Source organism: Pseudomonas sp. PAGU 2196, assembly GCF_022179005.1.
Lineage (GTDB): Bacteria > Pseudomonadota > Gammaproteobacteria > Pseudomonadales > Pseudomonadaceae > Aquipseudomonas > Aquipseudomonas kermanshahensis.
Window position 1 is genome coordinate 45,499 of record NZ_BNTL01000013.1, and the last position, 19,527, is coordinate 65,025.

The 19,527-nt window shown below is 63.5% G+C and carries 13 protein-coding genes; 4 read left to right on the forward strand and 9 right to left on the reverse strand.

The genetic code is table 11. The features are described 5' to 3' along the window. The first annotated feature begins 64 nt into the window (after nucleotides 1-64). Complete coding sequence (locus MFF34_RS13670) at nucleotides 65-1,102, forward strand: OmpA family protein (RefSeq protein ID WP_027596670.1); 1,038 nt, start codon at nucleotides 65-67, stop codon at nucleotides 1,100-1,102. Nucleotides 1,103-1,209: 107 nt separating this feature from the next. On the opposite strand, the gene cobA is transcribed toward MFF34_RS13670, so the two are convergent. From cobA to MFF34_RS13695, 5 genes are all read right to left on the reverse strand, one after another. Further along, nucleotides 1,210-1,953: a uroporphyrinogen-III C-methyltransferase gene (cobA, locus tag MFF34_RS13675; RefSeq protein WP_238214624.1), complete on the reverse strand. Its 744-nt coding sequence runs from the start codon at nucleotides 1,951-1,953 to the stop codon at nucleotides 1,210-1,212. A gap of 26 nt (nucleotides 1,954-1,979) precedes the next feature. Continuing rightward, nucleotides 1,980-3,650 carry a bifunctional protein-serine/threonine kinase/phosphatase gene (locus tag MFF34_RS13680; protein ID WP_238214625.1) on the reverse strand — a complete coding sequence of 557 codons (1,671 nt, stop codon included), beginning with the start codon at nucleotides 3,648-3,650 and terminating at the stop codon, nucleotides 1,980-1,982. A gap of 9 nt (nucleotides 3,651-3,659) precedes the next feature. Beyond that, on the reverse strand, nucleotides 3,660-4,871 hold the full coding sequence (locus MFF34_RS13685) for a NarK/NasA family nitrate transporter (RefSeq protein WP_027596667.1): 1,212 nt from the start codon (nucleotides 4,869-4,871) through the stop codon (nucleotides 3,660-3,662). Between the two features lie 253 nt (nucleotides 4,872-5,124). After that, nucleotides 5,125-5,700, reverse strand: a complete 576-nt coding sequence (locus MFF34_RS13690) for an ANTAR domain-containing response regulator (RefSeq protein WP_238214626.1) — start codon at nucleotides 5,698-5,700, stop codon at nucleotides 5,125-5,127. 11 nt (nucleotides 5,701-5,711) lie between these two features. Then, nucleotides 5,712-6,926, reverse strand: a complete 1,215-nt coding sequence (locus tag MFF34_RS13695) for a CmpA/NrtA family ABC transporter substrate-binding protein (RefSeq protein WP_238214629.1) — start codon at nucleotides 6,924-6,926, stop codon at nucleotides 5,712-5,714. 138 nt (nucleotides 6,927-7,064) lie between these two features. On the opposite strand from MFF34_RS13695, the gene MFF34_RS13700 reads away from it, so the two are divergent. Further along, entirely contained in the window at nucleotides 7,065-8,090 is a 1,026-nt protein-coding gene (locus MFF34_RS13700) for a quinone-dependent dihydroorotate dehydrogenase (RefSeq protein ID WP_238214631.1), read from the forward strand. Between the two features lie 96 nt (nucleotides 8,091-8,186). Here the strand turns inward: MFF34_RS13700 and rmf are convergent, their stop codons facing one another. Next, a complete protein-coding gene (rmf, locus tag MFF34_RS13705; protein WP_186682375.1) occupies nucleotides 8,187-8,399 on the reverse strand; it encodes a ribosome modulation factor in 213 nt (70 codons plus the stop codon). Between the two features lie 561 nt (nucleotides 8,400-8,960). Here rmf and rlmKL point away from each other — a divergent pair. Further along, nucleotides 8,961-11,153: a bifunctional 23S rRNA (guanine(2069)-N(7))-methyltransferase RlmK/23S rRNA (guanine(2445)-N(2))-methyltransferase RlmL gene (rlmKL, locus tag MFF34_RS13710; protein ID WP_238214637.1), complete on the forward strand. Its 2,193-nt coding sequence runs from the start codon at nucleotides 8,961-8,963 to the stop codon at nucleotides 11,151-11,153. A 94-nt stretch (nucleotides 11,154-11,247) separates the two neighbouring features. Beyond that, on the forward strand, nucleotides 11,248-13,653 hold the full coding sequence (locus MFF34_RS13715) for a diguanylate cyclase (protein WP_238214638.1): 2,406 nt from the start codon (nucleotides 11,248-11,250) through the stop codon (nucleotides 13,651-13,653). Nucleotides 13,654-13,839: 186 nt separating this feature from the next. Here the strand turns inward: MFF34_RS13715 and dacB are convergent, their stop codons facing one another. The 3 genes from dacB to MFF34_RS13730 all read right to left on the reverse strand — a co-directional run bounded on the left by dacB (nucleotide 13,840) and on the right by MFF34_RS13730 (nucleotide 19,520). Further along, on the reverse strand, nucleotides 13,840-15,303 hold the full coding sequence (dacB, locus tag MFF34_RS13720) for a D-alanyl-D-alanine carboxypeptidase/D-alanyl-D-alanine-endopeptidase (RefSeq protein WP_238214640.1): 1,464 nt from the start codon (nucleotides 15,301-15,303) through the stop codon (nucleotides 13,840-13,842). Nucleotides 15,304-15,500: 197 nt separating this feature from the next. After that, on the reverse strand, nucleotides 15,501-15,845 hold the full coding sequence (locus tag MFF34_RS13725; protein WP_027596660.1) for a YggL family protein: 345 nt from the start codon (nucleotides 15,843-15,845) through the stop codon (nucleotides 15,501-15,503). Nucleotides 15,846-15,857: 12 nt separating this feature from the next. Next, complete coding sequence (locus MFF34_RS13730; RefSeq protein WP_238214642.1) at nucleotides 15,858-19,520, reverse strand: ATP-binding protein; 3,663 nt, start codon at nucleotides 19,518-19,520, stop codon at nucleotides 15,858-15,860. Nucleotides 19,521-19,527 lie beyond the last annotated feature (7 nt).

Below are 19,527 nucleotides of genomic sequence, written 5' to 3' on the forward strand. Positions count from 1 at the left end.
CGTCGAGTTGTCCCCCTTGTTGTTGGTGGGACTGCTTAACTATCACCAGATGGGGATTTAACGGATGAAATTGAAAAACACCTTGGGCTTGGCCATTGGCTCGCTCGTAGCCGCTACTTCGTTCGGCGTTCTGGCTCAAGGCCAAGGCGCAGTCGAAATCGAAGGTAACGTTACCAAGCAGTACTACGACAGCGAGCGTAACTTCAAGAACGACGGCACCAATCCTGGTGTTCGCCTCGGTTACTTCCTGACCGACGACGTCTCCCTGGACCTGGGCTACAACGAGACTCACAACGCTCGTGGTGAAGTCTTCAACAAAGACATCAAAGGTTCGAAAGCCAAGCTCGACGCTACCTACCACTTCGGTACCGTAGGCGATGCTCTGCGTCCGTACGTTTCCGCTGGTTTCGCTCACGAGAGCCTGGGCCAAGCTACCCGTAGCGGCCGCGACCACTCCACCTTCGCCAACGTTGGCGCTGGCGCCAAGTGGTACATCACCGACATGTTCTTCGCCCGTGCTGGCGTTGAAGCCATGTACAACATCGACAACGGCAACACCGAGTGGGGCCCATCCGTTGGTGTTGGTCTGAACTTCGGTGGCAGCGGTGGCAAAGTTGCTCCAGCTCCGGCTCCAGTAGCTGAAGTCTGCTCCGACAGCGACAACGACGGCGTGTGCGACAACGTCGACAAGTGCCCAGACACCCCGGCCAACGTTACCGTTGACGCCGACGGCTGCCCGGCTGTTGCCGAAGTCGTTCGTGTTGAGCTGGACGTCAAGTTCGACTTCGACAAGTCGGTCGTCAAGCCAAACAGCTACGGCGACATCAAGAACCTGGCTGACTTCATGAAGCAGTACCCACAAACCACCACCGTGGTTGAAGGTCACACTGACTCCGTAGGTCCAGACGCTTACAACCAGAAGCTGTCCGAGCGTCGTGCCAACGCTGTTAAGCAAGTCCTGACCCAGCAGTACGGCGTAGAATCGAGCCGTGTTGACTCGGTTGGCTACGGTGAGACCCGTCCGGTTGCTGACAACGCCACCGAAGAAGGTCGCGCTGTTAACCGTCGCGTTGAAGCGCAAGTAGAAGCCCAAGCCAAGTAATTGGTTCGATGCTTCATGAAAAACCCGGCCTCGGCCGGGTTTTTCTTTGCCTGCGATTTCACGGGCGCTGGCTTGCCAGCGAAGAGGCCAGCACAAGCAACACACCGCTAGCCAGCGGCTGACCATTCCATCAGCTGTGCCTGAGCAACCCCAACCACCTCGCCAATCACCAGTATTGCCGGGCTGCAGAGCCCGAACACCCGCGCATCGTCAACCATCCCCTGCACATCACTGCGGCACTCACGCTGCTGCGGCAATGACGCATTCTCGATCATTGCCACCGGCATATGGGGCGCCATGCCACCGTGCAGCAGCCCTTGGCGAATCTGCTCCAGCCGCGCAACACCCATGTACACCACCAGCGTCGTGCCACCCTGCGCCAGCGCCGCCCAGTTCAGGTCGCTGTCATCCTGGGTATGTGCGGTTACCAGCGTTACACCGCGGCTCACCCCGCGTGACGTCAGTGATATGCCGCATTGCGTCGCCCCCGCCAAGCCTGCTGTGATGCCGTTGACCAGCTCGACCTCGATGCCATGGCCTTGCAGCCAGGCGGCTTCTTCGCCACCCCGGCCGAAGATGCACGGGTCGCCGCCTTTGAGCCGTACCACGCAGCGCCCCTGGCGCGCATGGCGCAACATCAGGCGCTGGATAAAGGCCTGCGGCGTGGAGCGGCAGCCACCGCGCTTGCCTACGGCAATCACCCGTGCCTGTGGGCAATGCTCCAGCACGGCGGGGTTCACCAGGTCGTCGATCATCACCACCTGGGCGTGCTGCAGTGCACGCACGGCCTTGAGGGTCAGCAGTTCGGGGTCACCAGGGCCAGCACCGACCAGCCAGACTTTTGCATTCATCAACGTTTCCTCATCGGCAAGGCGGCTCAGCCCTTGAGCAGGGTGAGCAGCAGTATCAGGTTACACAGCAGGGACAGCAGGGCCAGGGTGCGCCAGACCTTCAGCGGTTCGCGCTCCAGCAACGGCCGGGGGCGATTGGGCGCATCCTGGCGGTCGCCGCGTTCGAGCAGCAGCAACCAGTGTTCAGCGGTTTCAAAGCGGTGCGCCGGGTCGGCCGCCACCGCTTGCAGCAGGTTGTGCTGCAACCATTCCGGCAGGTCAGGGCGATAGCGCGAGGCATTGACCGGCTGGCCGAAGCGTGGCCGCTGGAACGGCTCCACTTCGCCATAGGGGTAGTGCCCGGTCAGCAGGTGGTAGAGCGTCACACCGGCGGCATAGAGGTCTTGCCGCGGGCCGGGGGGCTGGCCTTCGAAGGCTTCCGGGGCGATGAAGGAGGGCGTGCCGGGCAGCTCGTGCTGCGGGTCTTCGGACAGGCCAGGGCAGTAGGCCAAACCGAAGTCCAGCAGGCGCAGTTGGCCATCGGCGCCCAGGTGCAGGTTTTCTGGTTTGATGTCGCGGTGCAGCAAGTTGCGCCGGTGCAGCACGCCGACGGCTTGCAGCAGTTGACGGGCCATTTCCAGCCACTGCGCCAGCGGCAGCGGCCCGTGCTCGTTGAGCAGCGCCGAAAGGCTTTGGCCGGGGTATTCGCGCATCACGTAGTACAGGTGCTGGCGCTGGCTGGCGACGTGCAGTTCTGGGAAGTGCCGCCCGGCCACCCTGCGCAGGAACCACTCTTCCATCAGCAGCCCTTGCGCTGCCCCGGGCTCCTGTTCGCGGGCAGCGGGCAGGGTCTTGAGCAGCCATGCGTGGCCGTGGCCGTCGCGTGCCCGGTACAGCAGGGATTGGCGGCTGTGCGAGAGCAGCGTCTCGATCTGCCAGCCATCGATCACCTGGCCTTCGCGAAGGGGGGCGGGCACAGGCCACTGCTGCAGCTGTGCCAAGGTATCGCCCAGGTTGGTCGGCCCCAGTTGTTCAACCTGCACCAACAAGGCGCTGGCGTTGTCCTGGCTGCCATTGAGGTGGGCGCTGGCAACCAGGGTGTCGGCCGCCTGTTGCAGGTCGGGCTGCTCGCGCAAGACCGACTGGATGTGCTGGTCACCCAGGCTGGCCCAGACCCCATCGCTCAAGAGCACGAAGCACTCGCCTGCCTGCAGTTCGCCTTCCAGGTAATCGACCAACAGGTGCTGGTCCAGCCCTAGTGCGCGTTTGAGCACATGCTGCATGCCCGGTTGATCCCACACGTGGTCTTCGCTCAGGCACTGCAGGCGGCCGTGGTGCCAGCGGTAGACGCGGCAGTCGCCGACATGCGCCAGGGTAAAGCGCCGACCGCGCAGCACCAGTGCGCTGAGTGTGGTCAGCAGCGGCTGGCCGCTGCCCTGGGCGCGCAGCCAGCGGTTTTGCGCCAGCAGCAGGCGGTCCAGCGCCTGTGCCACGCTCCAGGTGGCGGGGGTGGCGTAGTAGTCCAGTGCCAGCGCCTGCAGGCTGGCCCGTGCGGCCAGGCCGCCATCGGCGCATTGGCTGACACCGTCGGCGAGGGCGAACAGGTAGCCCTTGCTGGCGGCCAGCTCTGGCGCCGGGGTGACCAGGCGCAGGGCATCCTGGTTTTCCGCGCGGGGCCCGGTGGCGCTGGCGTGGGCAAAGCTCAGTTGCAGGCTCATGGGGGCGCCTCAGACCCGCGCCGCGGTCACGGCAGCCGAGCCCCAGGTGGTGCGCCAGCGCTGCTTGACGCCATGCAGGCCGAACCAGGCCAGCAAGCCGAGGCTGGCGAACAGCCACAGCCCCAATTGATAGTCGCCGGTGTGTTGCTTGATGGTGCCAAGGCCCGCGGCCAGCAGGAAGCCGCCGATGCCACCGGCCATGCCGATCAGCCCAGTCATTACCCCGATTTCCTGGCGGAAACGTTGTGGCACCAACTGGAACACGGCGCCATTGCCAGCGCCCAGGCCGAGCATGGCGCTGACGAACAGCGCTAGGGCCGCCGCCGCGCTGGGCAAGTTGAAGCCTACGGCCGCGATGCAGATGGCGGCCACGCTGTACATGCCCAGCAGCGTGCGAATGCCGCCAAAGCGATCGGCCAGGGCGCCGCCGAGCGGGCGCATCAGGCTACCGGCAAACACGCAGGCGGCTGTGTAGTAGCCGGCGGTAACCGGGCTCAGGCCATACTGGTCGCTGAAGTAGCCGGGCAGGGCACTGGCCAGGCCGATAAAGCCGCCGAAGGTAACGCTGTAGAAGAACATGAACCACCAGCTGTCGCGGTCACCGAGGGCCTTGAGGTAGTCGGCCATGGCTTTGCGCTTGGGCCGCTCGGGCGCGTTGCGCGCCAGCAGCGCGAACACCACCAGGGTCAGTGACAGCGGGATCAGGGCGAAGCCGAACACGTTGTTCCAGCCAAAGCCTGCAGCCAAGGCGGGTGCCAACAAAGCGGCGAACACCGTGCCGGAGTTGCCGGCCCCGGCGATGCCCATGGCCTTGCCTTGGTGCTGCGGCGGGTACCACTGCGAGGCCAGCGGCAGCGAAACCGCGAACGAGGCGCCGGCAAAGCCCAGGAACACCCCTAGCAGCAAGGCCTGCTCATAACTGTGCACGCCCAGGTACCAAGCGCCAGCCAGGGCGACGATGACGATCACCTGGCCGATCAGGCCGGCGGTCTTGGGTGAAAGGCGGTCGACCAGCAGCCCCATGGCAAAGCGCAGTATTGCGCCGGCCAGGATCGGCGTGGCCACCATCAGGCCCCGTTGCTGTGCGCTCAACTGCAGGTCGGCTGCGATTTGCACCGCCAGCGGGCCGAGCAGGTACCAGACCATGAAGCTCAGGTCGAAATACAGGAACGCGGCGAACAGCGTGGGCACATGCCCGGATTTCCAGAAGCTGGTACTCATTGAACACCTCACTCGGTAAAGCAACGGAACGAAAAAGACGCCGCTACCCGGTCCACGGCTGTGGAAGGGTGAGCGACGTCTTTGTCGGGATTTAAGTGGGGCAACCGCCGTTGGCTACCGGTGATGTTTGTTCAGCAAGAGATGGGCCAAGAATTGGCTGGGACTGTTTTTAGATTTTTGGGGCCTGTCAGATCGAGCGCCGCCCGCGCGGTGCTCGATCTGACAGGCCCCAAAAAATCTCATGGCGAGCACATCAACCCAGCATCTCGTGCATGGCGATGATCTGCTCGGCCACCTGAATCAGCTTCTGCTGTCGGCTCATGGCCTGGCGGCGCATCAGGGTATAGGCCTGCTCTTCGTTGCAGTCTTTCATCTTCATCAGCAGGCCCTTGGCCTGTTCGATCCGCTTGCGTTCGGCCAGTTGCTGGTCACGCGCCTGCAACTGCGCCTTGAGGGCCTGGTCGCTCTCGAAGCGGGCCATGGCCACATCCAGAATCGGCTGCAAACGCGCAGCATGAATGCCCTCGACGATATAGGCGCTGACCCCCGCCTGGATCGCCTGGCGCATCACGCCGGGGTCATGCTCGTCGGTAAACAGCACGATGGGCCGCGGTCGGTCGCGGCTGACCAGTACCACGTGTTCCATCACGTCGCGGTCCGGTGAGTCGGTATCGATCAACACGACGTCCGGATGCACCGTTTCGACGCAGGCGGGCAAATCGATGGTCAGGCCAGGGGCTTCGATCACGTCGAAACCGGCCTCGCTCAAGGCGGCCTTGAGCCGGCCCAGCTTGTTTAGAGTGTCGTCGATCAGCAGGATACGCAGCATGTTCATCCCCCTCACAGGCCAACGCGGGCTTCGGGTGTGTCGCCCAAGGCGTGCAGGCTGAAGCTGCGGGCGTAGCCGTAGGGGTCGCTGCCGTCCCAGCGGGTACCGTCGATCAGCAGGCTGCTTCGCATCGGTTGCTCAAGGCTCGCTATGCCTAGGGCGTCTGCCGCTTCCTGGTAAAGCGCCAGTTGCTGAACCTGGCTGGCCACGCCGAGGTAGTCGGGGTCGTCTCGCAGTAACCCCCAGCGGCGGAACTGGGTCATGAACCACATGCCGTCGGACAAATACGGCAGGTTGGCCCGGCCCTGGTCGAACAGGCGCAAAGCGTGGGGGTCTTGCCACTGGTTGCCCAGCCCGTCTTGGTAGTCACCCAGCAGGCGGGGCTCGACAGTGCTCGTCGGCGTGTCCAGGTAAGCACTGCCGCTGAGCAATTGCGCGGTGCTGCGGCGGTTCTCGGGGCTTTGCTCGATGAAGCGGCTGGCTGCGAGGATCGCCTTGATCAGGGCGCGGGCGCTGTTGGGGTACTGCTCGGCGAAGGCGCGGGCGCAAGCGAGCACCTTTTCCGGGTGGTCTGGCCAGATCGACTGGCTGGTTGCCAGGGTGAAGCCCTGGCCCTTGGCGACGGCATCCGCCGCCCAAGGTTCGCCTGCACAAAACCCGTCGATGCGGCCAGCCTGGATATGCGCGGCCATCTGCGCGGGCGGCACCACCACGCTGTCGACATCGCGCAGCGGGTGGATGCCCTGGCTCGCCAGCCAGTAGTACAACCACATGGCGTGGGTGCCGGTGGGGAAGGTCTGGGCAAAGGTCAGGCGTGCGCCCTGCTGGTGCACCAGGCGCGCCAGTGCCTCAGGGCTGGTCACGCCCTTGCGTTGCAGAGCCGGGGACAGGTTGATGGCCTGGGCATTCTGGTTCAGCCCCATGAGCACAGCCATGTCGCTGGCAGGCACACCGCCAATGCCCAGGTGCACGGCATAGGCCAGGCCATACAGGCAGTGCGCGGCATCCAGTTCGCCGCTGACCAGTTTGTCGCGCAGGCCCGCCCAAGAGCCCTGGCGCTTGAGGTTGAGGGTCAGGCCGTGTTGCTGGGCAAAGCCCTGGGTGGCGGCGACCACCACCGAGGCGCAGTCGGTCAGGGCCATGAAGCCAATGTTCAGGCTGGTTTTTTCCGGTGCGTCGCTGCCGTTGACCCAGGCCAGGGGCGTTGCTCGGGGTGCTGTGTTCACAAGGATCCTCGCCCGTACTGAAAAGGCAGTGTGTGGTAAGCGAAGCAACGCATGTGCCAAGCGGCCGAGGATTTACTGTCATGCCAGCCGTGCGCTGGCTATAATCGCCCCCTCATTCACCCCGAGCCTTGCCCGCCCATGTATACCCTGGCCCGCCAGCTGCTGTTCAAGCTTTCCCCGGAAACCTCCCACGACCTGTCCCTGGACCTGATCGGTGCCGGTGGCCGTCTCGGCCTCAACGGCATGCTGTGCAAACAGCCGGCGGCGTTGCCGGTGTCGGTCATGGGCTTGAACTTTGCCAACCCGGTGGGCCTCGCCGCTGGCCTGGACAAGAACGGCGCGGCAATCGACGGCTTCGCCCAACTGGGCTTCGGCTTCGTCGAGATCGGTACCGTCACACCGCGCCCGCAACCCGGCAACCCGAAGCCGCGGATTTTCCGTCTGCCAGAGGCAACGGCGATCATCAACCGCATGGGCTTCAACAACCTGGGCGTCGATCACCTGCTCGAACGCGTGCGGGCATCGCGCTACAACGGCGTACTGGGCATCAACATCGGCAAGAACTTCGACACCCCGGTCGAGCGGGCGGTCGATGACTACCTGATCTGCCTGGACAAGGTCTACACCGAAGCCACCTACATCACCGTCAACGTCAGCTCGCCGAACACACCGGGCCTGCGCAGCCTGCAGTTTGGCGACTCGCTGAAGCAGTTGCTCGATGCCTTGGCCGAGCGCCGTGAGCAGTTGGCAGTCATGCACGGCAAGCGCGTGCCGTTGGCGATCAAGATCGCCCCTGACATGAGCGACGAAGAAACCGCACTGGTGGCTGCTGCGCTGATGGAATCGGGCATGGATGCGGTGATCGCCACCAACACCACCCTGAGCCGCGAAGGCGTCGAGCACTTGCCTTATGGCGGCGAAGCCGGTGGTCTGTCGGGGGCGCCGGTGCTTGAGAAGAGCACCCACACGGTGAAGGTGTTGGCCGGTGAACTGGGCGGCAAGCTGCCGATCATTGCGGCGGGTGGCATTACCGAGGGGCGTCACGCCGCCGAGAAAATCGCTGCGGGTGCCAGCCTGGTACAGATTTACTCGGGCTTCATTTATAAGGGGCCGGCGCTGATTCGCGAATCGGTCGATGCGATTGCCGCTCTGCCTCGCGCATAAATCGCGGGCATAAAAAGGGCCCCATCAAGGGGCCCCTGGGCCTTCGCCCGCCGCCCGGATGGGGCGTGCTTGGTAAATCGAATTCAGTGTCCTCGTTCAGCCAAAGGCGTGATTTTCGGAGAGCCTGTGGATGCCAGCGATGCCTGTTTCACCGGCGCACCTCGCATCGAAACCTTCTCGCCAGCCATTGTTCCAGTTGAATTGTTTTTCACCCTCGTAGGGGCAAAGCTCCTTGGATTTACCGGCGATCCCGTATAGGAAACCACGTTTGTATGCTCTTTCCAACGGATCACGCTTAAGTCTTCTCATAGGGTGCTGCCCTCACTTGTTGACTGTAATGTCCCGTCGGCCTCTCCGAGGCCGGGCAGAATCGTTCTGCCGGTATGCGCTCGCTGCCGGCGTGGCGAGCGGAAGGTGCCGCCTCGTTGCGAAGCGGCCTGAGACCAGTTCTAACGAATGCGCGTCACAGTGTGAATGATCGATTTGTCATAAGGACGTAACGTTTCTAAGGGTGAAGGGATAAGTAAATAAATGCGACTCAACCTTATTTGTCGTTGAGCCCGCAATGATCGGGGTTTGCCGATCATTGACGTCATTTCGCCAGCGTCGCTGCGCGATGACAGAATTATTTTGAAATGCGACGAAGGGTCACATCGGCCCCTGCATCGCTCGAATTTTTAATACTGCCTGATGATCTAAGCTGTCTTTGCCCCTGGCGAAGTGCTGGTCGGTCAGGCGGCCCGGTCGCTGCGTTGCGCAATTGTGCGCAGGCAATGGCCACTCGGATGCCTGCTGGAAGGGTGTTCGGGCAAACATCGCGGGGCGATGCGTCGCCTCGTCAGTCAAATAGCCCAAGGCTCTGGAATACTCATGTCGGACCGTTTCGAAATTTACCTCACCTGCCCCAAAGGCCTGGAAGGCCTGCTCGCGGAAGAGGCCAAGGGCCTCGGCCTTGATGAAGTGCGTGAGCACACCTCGGCCATTCGCGGCGCCGCCGACATGGAAACCGCCTACCGCCTGTGCCTGTGGTCGCGCCTGGCGAACCGGGTGTTGCTGGTGCTCAAGCGCTTCAACATGAAGAACGCCGACGACCTCTACGACGGTGTCAACGCGGTTGACTGGGCAGACCACCTGGCGGCCGACGGCACCCTTGCGGTGGAATTCAGTGGCCATGGCTCGGGCATCGACAACACCCACTTCGGTGCGCTCAAGGTCAAGGACGCCATTGTCGACAAGCTGCGCAACCGCGAAGGCCTGCGCCCGTCGGTGGAAAAGATCGACCCGGATGTGCGCGTGCACCTGCGGCTGGACCGTGGCGAGGCGATTCTCTCGCTCGACCTGTCCGGCCACAGCCTGCACCAGCGCGGCTATCGCCTGCAGCAAGGCGCCGCGCCGCTCAAGGAAAACCTTGCGGCAGCCGTGCTGATCCGCGCCGGCTGGCCACGCATCGCTGCCGAAGGCGGCGCCCTGGCCGACCCGATGTGCGGTGTGGGTACCTTCCTGGTCGAAGCTGCCATGATCGCCGCCGACATCGCCCCTAACCTCAAGCGCGAACGCTGGGGCTTCAGCGCCTGGCTTGGCCATGTGCCGGCACTGTGGCGCAAGGTTCACGACGAGGCGCAAGCGCGTGCGCAGGCCGGTTTGGCCAAGCCACCGCTGTGGATCCGTGGCTACGAGGCCGACCCGCGGCTGATCCAGCCGGGGCGCAACAACGTCGAGCGCGCGGGCCTGAGCGAATGGGTCAAGATCTACCAGGGCGAGGTCAGCACCTTCGAGCCGCGGCCTGACCAGAACCAGAAAGGCCTGGTGATCAGCAACCCTCCGTACGGCGAGCGTCTGGGTGACGAAGCCAGCCTGTTGTACCTCTACCAGAACCTTGGCGAGCGTCTGCGCCAGGCGTGCATGGGCTGGGAAGCCGCGGTGTTCACCGGGGCACCGGAGTTGGGCAAGCGCATGGGCATTCGTAGCCACAAGCAATACGCCTTCTGGAACGGTGCATTGCCGTGCAAGCTGCTGTTGTTCAAGGTGCAGCCTGACCAGTTCGTGACTGGCGAGCGCCGTGACGCCCAGGCTGAACCCACCGATGCCCGTCGTCAGGAGCCGCAGGCCAGCGAACCGGCGCGTTTGTCGGAAGGCGCGCAGATGTTCGCCAACCGCCTGCAGAAGAACCTCAAGCAACTGGGCAAGTGGGCCCGTCGCGAGCAGGTCGACTGCTACCGCCTGTACGATGCCGACATGCCCGAGTACGCCCTGGCAGTCGACCTTTACCACGACTGGGTGCACGTACAGGAGTACGCCGCGCCACGCTCGATCGACCCGGAAAAGGCCCAGGCGCGCCTGCTCGATGCACTGGCGGCGATCCCGCAGGCGTTGGGTATTTCCCCTCAGCGCGTGGTGCTCAAACGCCGTGAGCGGCAGAGCGGCACCCGCCAGTACGAGCGCCAAGCCACTGAGGGGCGCTTCCAGGAAGTCAACGAAGGCGGCGTCAAGCTGCTGGTCAACCTCACTGACTACCTCGACACCGGCTTGTTCCTCGACCATCGCCCGATGCGCATGCGCATCCAGCGCGAAGCCGCCGGCAAGCACTTCCTCAACCTGTTCTGCTACACCGCCACGGCCACCGTGCATGCGGCCAAGGGCGGTGCTCGCAGCACCACCAGCGTCGACCTGTCGAAAACCTACCTGGACTGGGCGCGGCGCAACCTTGCGCTCAACGGCTTCTCCGAGCGTAACCGCCTGGAGCAGGGCGATGTGATGGCCTGGCTGGAAGCCAACCGTGACAGCTATGACTTGATCTTCATCGACCCGCCGACCTTCTCCAACTCCAAGCGTATGGAAGGGGTGTTCGACGTTCAGCGTGACCATGTGCAGCTGCTCGACCTGGCGATGGCGCGCCTGGCGCCGGGTGGCGTGCTGTATTTCTCCAACAACTTCCGCAAGTTCCAGCTCGATGAACACCTGATGGCACGTTACGCGGTGGAGGAAATCAGCGCCCAGACCCTGGACCCGGACTTCGCCCGCAACAACCGCATCCACCGGGCGTGGCGCCTGCAATTGCGCTGAGGCGACGAGGTACATTGCGTAGCTAATGGCCAATAGCTATAACTGATGCCAGGGCAAGATAATCCGCAGGACGCTGACGTGACGAGATGGGTGTATGTCCAAGTTTGGCGTGCGTGCGAGGTTACTTGGCCTGTGCACGGAAGGCGTGTCCGCGTGGGCGGTTGCGCTGGTGGCATTGGTGGCCGGCTGCCTGTTGTCGGCCGTCCTGGCCCTTGCCGCGCAGGCGTTCTACAAACAGCAGCTGCGCCAGCGCTTCGAGTTGCTGGCCAGCGAGCGCTTCAGCCGCATCGCTGAGCGCTTTGACGATCAGCAGCAGCGCCTGGACGGGCTGCGGCGGTTCTTCAGTTTCTCCAACGAGGTTACCCCCCGCGAATTCGAGGGCTATGCACGGCCTTTGTTGCGCCGCACCCTGGCTTACGCTTGGGCGCCGCGGGTCGAGGCCGCGCAGCGCGCCGAATTCGAGCACAGCACCGCTACCTGGTTGGGCCAGGACTATGTGATCCGCGATCAGGATGCGCAGGGCGCTTGGCAGCCTGCGCCCCTGCGTGATCACTACTTCCCTGTGCGCTTCACCCAGTCGACAGACGCGCCCGCGCTCCCTTACGGGCTTGACCTGGCTGGCAAAGGTGCGCGGCAAGCCACCCTGGCGCGTGCGTTGGAACCTGGCAGCATGGCGGTGTCGGAACCCCTGGCCATGCTGGAGACTGGCGCCGTTCGGCCGGCGGCGGATGCGCGTGGCCTGTTGATGGTGGCACCGGTGTTTTCCGACGCAGCCCCACAAGGCACGGCGGTGGGCTATGTGATTGCGTTGCTCAACCTGCGCGATCTCATCAGCGATGGTTTGCCAGCGGCAACCGATGACAACCTGGTCGTGCGCATCGAAGACCCTTCCGGGCTGAAAGGGCCGGAAGTGGTGTTCGACTCACGGAATGAGGCCGCGCCCCTGGCCCTGGCCAGCAGCCAGTTGCTGTACTTGGCCGATCACCCTTTCCAGTTGCTTATCCGGCCGAGCCAGGCCTTTCTGAAGGCCAATCATTCTTCGGCGGCACTGACCGTCGGCCTGTTGGGCGGGCTGTTGAGCATGCTGCTCAGTGCCTTGCTCTACAACCTGTTCAGCCAGCGCCAGCGCGCCTTGACCCTGGTCGAGCAGCGCACGGCCGAGCTGCGGGTCAGCGAACAGTCCTTGCGCGGTACGCACAACCAGCTGCGCAGCGTGCTGGATGCAGCGACTCAGGTGGCGATCATCGCCACCAACCTCAAGGGGGTGGTCAGCACCTTCAATGCCGGTGCCGAGCGCATGCTCGGCTATTCGGCCAACGAGGCGATCGGCCATTTGCGCCTCGAGGACCTGGTGTTGCCCGACGAGCTCAGCCAGCGCGCCCACGCCTTGAGCCTGCAATACGGGCGTCACATTGCCGGCGGCCAGGCCATGTTTGCCGAAACGGTGCAGGAAAGGGGTGAAGAGCCTGGCGAGTGGACCTTGGTACGCACCGATGGCAGTCACCTTGTGGCCAACATGCTGGTCACCGCCATGCTCGATGAACAAGGCCTGTGGGTTGGCTACCTGGCCATCTGCATCGACGTCACCGAGCGGCGCCGGGTACACGAGGCGCTGGCCGCGCGTGACCGGCTGCTGGAAAAACTCAGTGCCGAAGTGCCGGGCGGCATCTACCAGTACCGCCTGGATGGCAATGGCCATTCCTGTTTCCCGTATGCCAGCAAAGGCCTTTACGACATTTATGAGGTCGACCTGCAGCAGTTGCGTGAGGATGCCACGGTGGTGTTCGAGCGCATTCATCCCGATGACCTGGAGCGCGTGCGCCGTTCGGTGGGCTATTCCGCCGACCACCTTACGCCGTGGCGCGAAGAATACCGGGTGTGCTTGCCGCGGGCGGGGTTGCGCTGGGTGCGTGGCGAGGCGACCCCGGAGGTGGGTGAAGCGGGGTGTACCCTGTGGCATGGCTACCTGACCGACATCTCCGACCTCAAGGGGGTGGAGGAGGAGTTGCGTGCCCTGTCGGTGACCGACTCACTGACTGGTATCCATAACCGGCGCTATTTCCAGGAGCGGCTCAAGGCCGAGCTGGACCGCGCCCAGCGCGATGGCGTGGCGCTGGCGGTGATCATGCTCGATATCGATCACTTCAAGCGCATCAACGACCAGTTCGGCCATGCGGTGGGCGACCTGGTGCTGCGCAGCCTGTGCCAGCGCATCGGCCATCGCCTGCGGCGAACCGACGTGTTCTGCCGGTTGGGTGGGGAAGAGTTTATGGTGCTGTGCCCAGGCAGCGATGCCGAGCAGGCGCGGTTGCTGGCGCTTGAGCTGTGGCAAAGCGTGCGCAACGTCCCGATCGAGGGCGTGGGCGAGGTGACGGCGAGCTTTGGTGTGGCGGGCTGGCGGCCAGGGGAGGGTGCTGACGCGTTGTTGTTGCGGGCGGATGCCGGGGTGTATGCGGCCAAGCAGGCAGGACGGGACCGGGTCGAAGCGGAGTTGACCTGAGCGCCAACTCAGCCGGGACCCTGTGGGAGCGGGCTTGCCCGCGAAGCAGGCGCCGCGTTGGATGGCACGGGCTTCGCCCGTGTTCGCGGGCAAGCCCGCTCCCACAGTAATTGGGTCAGCTTTAAGAAGCTGGGCCAGACAGTTGGCCCCACAGGAAACGTGCTGACCTTTTCGCCTACACAGCAATCACTGTGCCGCTGCCGCAGCGCTCGCACCCAGCTTCGGCTGGCGATACAGGTCCAGTAGCACCTGGTCCAGCACCTGCGATGCCCCCCACGGTTTCGGGTCGTTCAAAATCGCCGCCACTGCCCAGGTATGCCCATTGCTATCACGGCTGAAGCCCGCGATGGCGCGCACGGTGTTCAACGTGCCGGTCTTGATGTGGCCTTCACCGGTCATTGCCGTGCGTTTCAGGCGCTTGCGCATGGTGCCGTCCATGCCCACCAGCGGCATGGAACTGATGAACTCGGCGGAGTAGGGGCTCTTCCAGGCGGCCTGGAGCAGCGCCGCCATCTCGCGGGTGCTGACGCGCTCGGCGCGTGACAAGCCGGAGCCGTTTTCCATCACCAGGTGTGGCGCGGTGATGCCCTTTTTCGCCAACCACTGGCGCACTACACGTTGCGCCGCGCGGGCGTCATCGCCATCGGCATCGGTACGGAACTGCGCGCCCAGGCTAAGGAACAGCTGCTGGGCCATGGTGTTGTTGCTGTATTTGTTGATGTCTCGGATCACTTCGACCAAGTCAGGCGAGAAGGCCCGTGCCAGTAGGCGTGCGCTTTTGGGGACATTCTCGACGCGATCGCTGCCCTGAATGCTGCCACCCAGTTCGTTCCAGATCGCCCGCACGGCACCGGCGGCATAGGCCGGGTGATCGAGCAGCGACAGGTAGGTCTGCGAGTTGCAGCCATCACCCAGCTGGCCGCTGACCACCACGCTGACACCATCGGCCTGTTGCACGGGGTTGTAGCGCACGTCACCGGTGCACTGCTTGGACGCCACGGCTTTGACCTGGTTGTCGATGCGAATGTTGGCAATCGGCGGTTCGACCGCGATCGTCACCTTGCCGCCATCGTTGCGGGCAACGAAGCGCAGTGCCTTGAGGTTGACCAGCAGCGAGTCGGGTTTGACCAGGAAGGGCTTGTTGACGTCACCGCCGTCATCGTTGAACTGTGGCAGGTTAGGCTGTACGAAGTGGCTACGGTCCAGCACCAGGTCACCGGTGATGGTGCGCACGCCGTTGGCGCGCAGGTCACGCATCAGCAGCCACAGTTTTTCCATGTTCAGTTTGGGGTCGCCGCCACCTTTGAGGTAGAGGTTGCCGTTGAGCACACCGTTGCTCAGGGTGCCGTCGGTGTAGAACTCGGTTTTCCACTGGAAGGTCGGGCCAAGCAGTTCCAGGGCCGCGTAAGTGGTGACCAGTTTCATGGTCGAGGCCGGGTTTACCGACACATCGGCATTGAACACCGTCGCCGCGCCAGGCCCATCCAGTGGCAGCATCACCAGCGACAGTGCGGTGTCCTGCAGTTTGTTGGCTTTCAGCGCCTGCTGCACCTTGGGCGGCAGGCTGGTATTGACGGCGGCGGCCTGGCTGGGCAAGGCGAAGGGCAGCAGCAGGCCGGCGAGAACGAGGGGACGGAGCGTTTTGATCATATTCAGTAAATACCCTGCGGCGAGGGAAAAGGACATTGGGGCTGTAAGAGATGATGGCCCCAGAACGTAATAGAACGCGCATTATGCCCCAAGCGTAGCCACGATGGGCCACGTTCGACGGAAAACGCCACCCATAAAAAAGGCCACCGCAAAGGGTGGCCTTTTCAGCGTTCAAGCCGCTGGGTACCGCGCAGGTATCACTCAGCCGCGTTGATCGGCTTGTCCGGATACCAGGCGTCGAGCAGTGGGCTGACTTCGATCTTGGTCAGTTCGCCACGGCCTTTGAGCCAGGCTTCGACGGCAGCGCGCTGTTCTTCGCTGACCGAACCGCGTTTGGCCGAGCACACCAGGCCGAAATCGTCACCGCCAACGTAGTCGAGGCCATTGGCGTCCATGGCTTCTTCCAGGAAGGCATCGAGGAATGCATCGATTGCCTGGTCATCCAGATCTTCCTTGAAGTCCAGGTTCAGCTCGAAGCCCAATTCCTGAAACTCGTCGACACACAGCTTTTTGCGCAGGCGACGGGAGCGGTTAGTGGCCATGAAACAATCCTCTTAGGTAATATCGCCGCGCAGTCTACCAGCTTCGGCGTTTGGCTGCCTTGCTGATTGACGTTCGTCGGTACCTGCAAGCTCTCCAGCCAAGGCCATTTCCACGCGGCGCATGTGCCGCGCCAGCGCCTGACGCCTTAGCAGACGTTGCGGGGTTGTTAAAACCATGTTTTCCAGCGCTTCGCACGCCGCCATCAGCTGCGTGGCTTCCAGCAGGCGCGCGGCACTGAGAATCTTGTGCGCCTGGTCGGCAACGGCGGCGGCGTCGTCGGGGGGCAGGTCCATCAAGATCATCAGGTCGGTGCGCAGGCTCTGGTGCAGCGCCGTGAGAAAACGCTTGCGGTCCTTTGGGTCCGGCCCGACGATCGCGCCCAGGCCATTCAGGTCAAAGGGTTTGCCTCGCCACGGCTGCCGGCTCTGCGGCTTGAGGCCGGCCAAGCGCTGGCTGAGCGTACTCAGGCTGATGGGTTTGAGCAGGCAGTCATCCATGCCGGCATCCAGGCACTTGCGCATGACCTCGGGTTGCGCGTTGGCGGTATAGCCGAGGATGGTGCAGCGCGGTCGCCCGCATTGCCGTTCTTCAGCACGTAGCGCACTGGCCAGCTGATAGCCGTTCATGTGCGGCATGTTGCAGTCGAGCACCAGCACATCGAAGGTGCCGGCACGCCAGCTGCTCAGGCCTTCGCGGCCATCCCTGGCGCATGTATGGCCAAGGCCCAGGTAGCCCAGCTGCTGGGCCATCAACTGCAGGTTGGCGGGGTGGTCGTCGATCACCAGCACATTCAAGCGTGGATCGGGCACGTCGAGGTTCTCGATAACCGGCAGCCCGACCGACTCGGCACTGACGGTTTGCAAAGGCATCTTAAGGCGAACCTGGGTGCCAACATCCTCCAGGCTTTTGATCGTCAAGGTGCCGCCCATCATGTCGCAGAGGGTTCGGCAGATGGCCAGCCCAAGCCCGGTGCCCGCACGGGCGCCTGGGCTGTGCGGGTTGGCCTGGATGAACGGGTTGAACAGGCGCTGCAGGTCATCGGCGTGAATGCCGATGCCGCTGTCCCGCACCTCCAGTTCGAGCATCGGGGAGGAGGGCGTGCCTTCGTCCTGCAAACAGACGCAGATGCGCACCTGGCCATGTTCGGTAAACTTGATGGCGTTGTTGACCAGGTTGGACAAGACCTGCTTGAAGCGCAGCGGGTCGAGCAATGCATGGCAGCGGGCCGATGGCTCGATGATCACTTCCAGCGCCAGGCCTTTCTGCCGTGCCTGGCCATCGAAGATGCGCCCCACCGACTCGACCAGCGCCGCCAGGTCGACCGGTTCTGGCGCGAGTGACAGGTGCCCGGATTCGATGCGCACGATGTCGAGGATGTCGCCAATCAGCCCCAGCAGGTCCTTGGCTGAGTGATAGGCCAGCTCCAGCGCGGAGCGGTCCACCCGCCCTTGGTCGGCGCGTTTGACGGCCAGCTCCAGCATGCCGATGACTGCGTTCATCGGGGTGCGAATTTCATGGCTGATGGTGGCCAGGAACGTGCTCTTGGCACGGTTGGCATCCTCGGCTTGCTGCTTGGCCTGGCGCAGCTCCAGCACCAGCTGGCGGCGGTCACTGATATCGATCCAGCCGCCGATGATGCCTTGTACCTCGCCCAGCGAGTCACGGTACGGCAGTATCCAGTGGTAGATGGTCATTTCCCGGCCTTTGACCCGCAAGGGGCGATCGATGATCAGCGGAGTGCCTGCCGCCATGACCTTCAGGTAGTCAGCGTGGATCTGGCGGGTCTGCTCGCGGTCAGCGAACAGGCTTTCTTCCAGGTGCTTGCCCATGACTTCCTCGTTACAGGCCTGTACAGCCTCCAGGTAACTGTCATTGCAGCTTTGCAGGCAGCCCTCACGGTCACGCACATACATGGGGTGGGGGGTGCCGTTAAGAAGCGCACGCATGAACGCCAGTTGGTCGTTCAATGCCCGCTCGGCGCTTTGCCGCTGCCTGATCTGCAGGCGCAGGCGGGCATTCCAGATCAGTGCCAGCAGCAACAGAAGCGCCGTGCCCAGCAGCACTTGCCAGGCAAGCCGGCGAAATTTCTGCCAGGTGCTGTCGTCATGCAGGCTGTAGCCACGCCAGCGGTTATTGATCACCCCCAGTTCTTCCGGCGAAATGCTCAACAGCGCTTTGTCCAGAATCGAAACGAGCGTCGGCGACTGGTCGCTGGCTGCCATGGCGTAGCTGGCAGGCTCGCTGCCGACCGTGGTGCGTATGACTAGGTCGGGGTTGGCGGCCACAGCATGGTTGGCATCGATCAAGGTGGTGATCACGGCATCGACAGCGCCGCTTTTGAGCAAGGCCATGGAATAGAAGGTGCTCTCGGTTTCGATCCGGCCAATGCGCGGATAGCGCGTGGAGAGCATGACGTCCATCGCGCTGTATCGGGTAATCGCGACCCGCCGGTCCTTCAGCTGTTCCAGGGAGGCGAATTGCACCTTGTCAGCGAGGCTGACCAGCACATAGACGCTGTCCAGATAGGGGCGGCTGATTTGCAGGGTCTGCTTGGCCACGCCATCGGTGGTGAGCGCCGCAATTACATCCGCCCGGCCGTCCTTGAGCCGGGCGATCATGTCGGCGATACCGCTGGCACGCTGCACCTCGAAGCGCAGGCCCGTGCGCAGGCGGATGAGCTCCAGCAGGTCGGCAGTGATGCCCCTGAAATAGCCCGAACTGTCGAAGAAGGACACCGGGGCTGCCGTGTCGTCGATCGCCACGCGCATGACGGGGTGGCGTTGCAGCCAGAATTCTTCAGTCTTCGTCAGTTGCAGCTTGCGGTCGGTCAACAGCAGGTCGCTGCCTGCACTCCAGCGCTTGAAGATGCTGGTGCGCAAGGTGGCGGACTGGCTGTCGAGCGTGGCGTTCACCAGCTCCATCAGCAGCGTGTCCTGCTGGCGCACTGCAAAACTGAAGCCGATGGCTTCGTGCTTGCTGAAATTGGCAATGCGCAGGCCAGGCAGGTGGCCGCGGTTGAGTTGATAGTGGGTGGAGATGGTGTCGCCGATGAACACGTCGGCTTGGCCGAATGCCACGGCATTCAAGGCTTGGGAAGACGAGCCGAACGCCAGCAGATGGGCTTTCGGGTAGGCGCTGCCAACCTCCTGCCTTGGCAGGTAGTGGTAGAGCATGCCCAGGCGCATGTCTTCCAGGCCCATGTCCAGTGCGCGGCCTTCGTTCTCACGGGTGACCAGCACCGGTTGGTCAACCGCGTAAGGGTGCGAAAGTGCCAGGCCGTCCGTGGTTGCCTCATAGCCATTGGCGCTGCCGAGCAGGTCGATGTCGCCGCGTTTCAGTGCATCAACGGCAGCCTGACGGTTTGAAAAGCGCAGCACCCGCACCGGCAACTGCAAGGCGAGGCCGATCAGGTTGGCATATTCGGCAGTGAGGCCTTGATAGTCACGCCCGCCACTGGTGATGTCGAAAGGCGGGTAGTCGGGTGCTGAAGTGCCCAGCACCAGCTCGTGACGGCTTTCGAGCCATTGGTGCTGTTGGGGCGTGAGCGAAAGCGGAGCTGGCTTTGCCGGTGAACGTGCCAGCAGCGCGTAGGCAGAAGCGCTGTGTTGGTGGGCCTGGGCCCCAGCGCTGAACAGCGCCAGGGCGAGTAACAGCCGGGCGAGAAGGCGCGCCATGAAACCC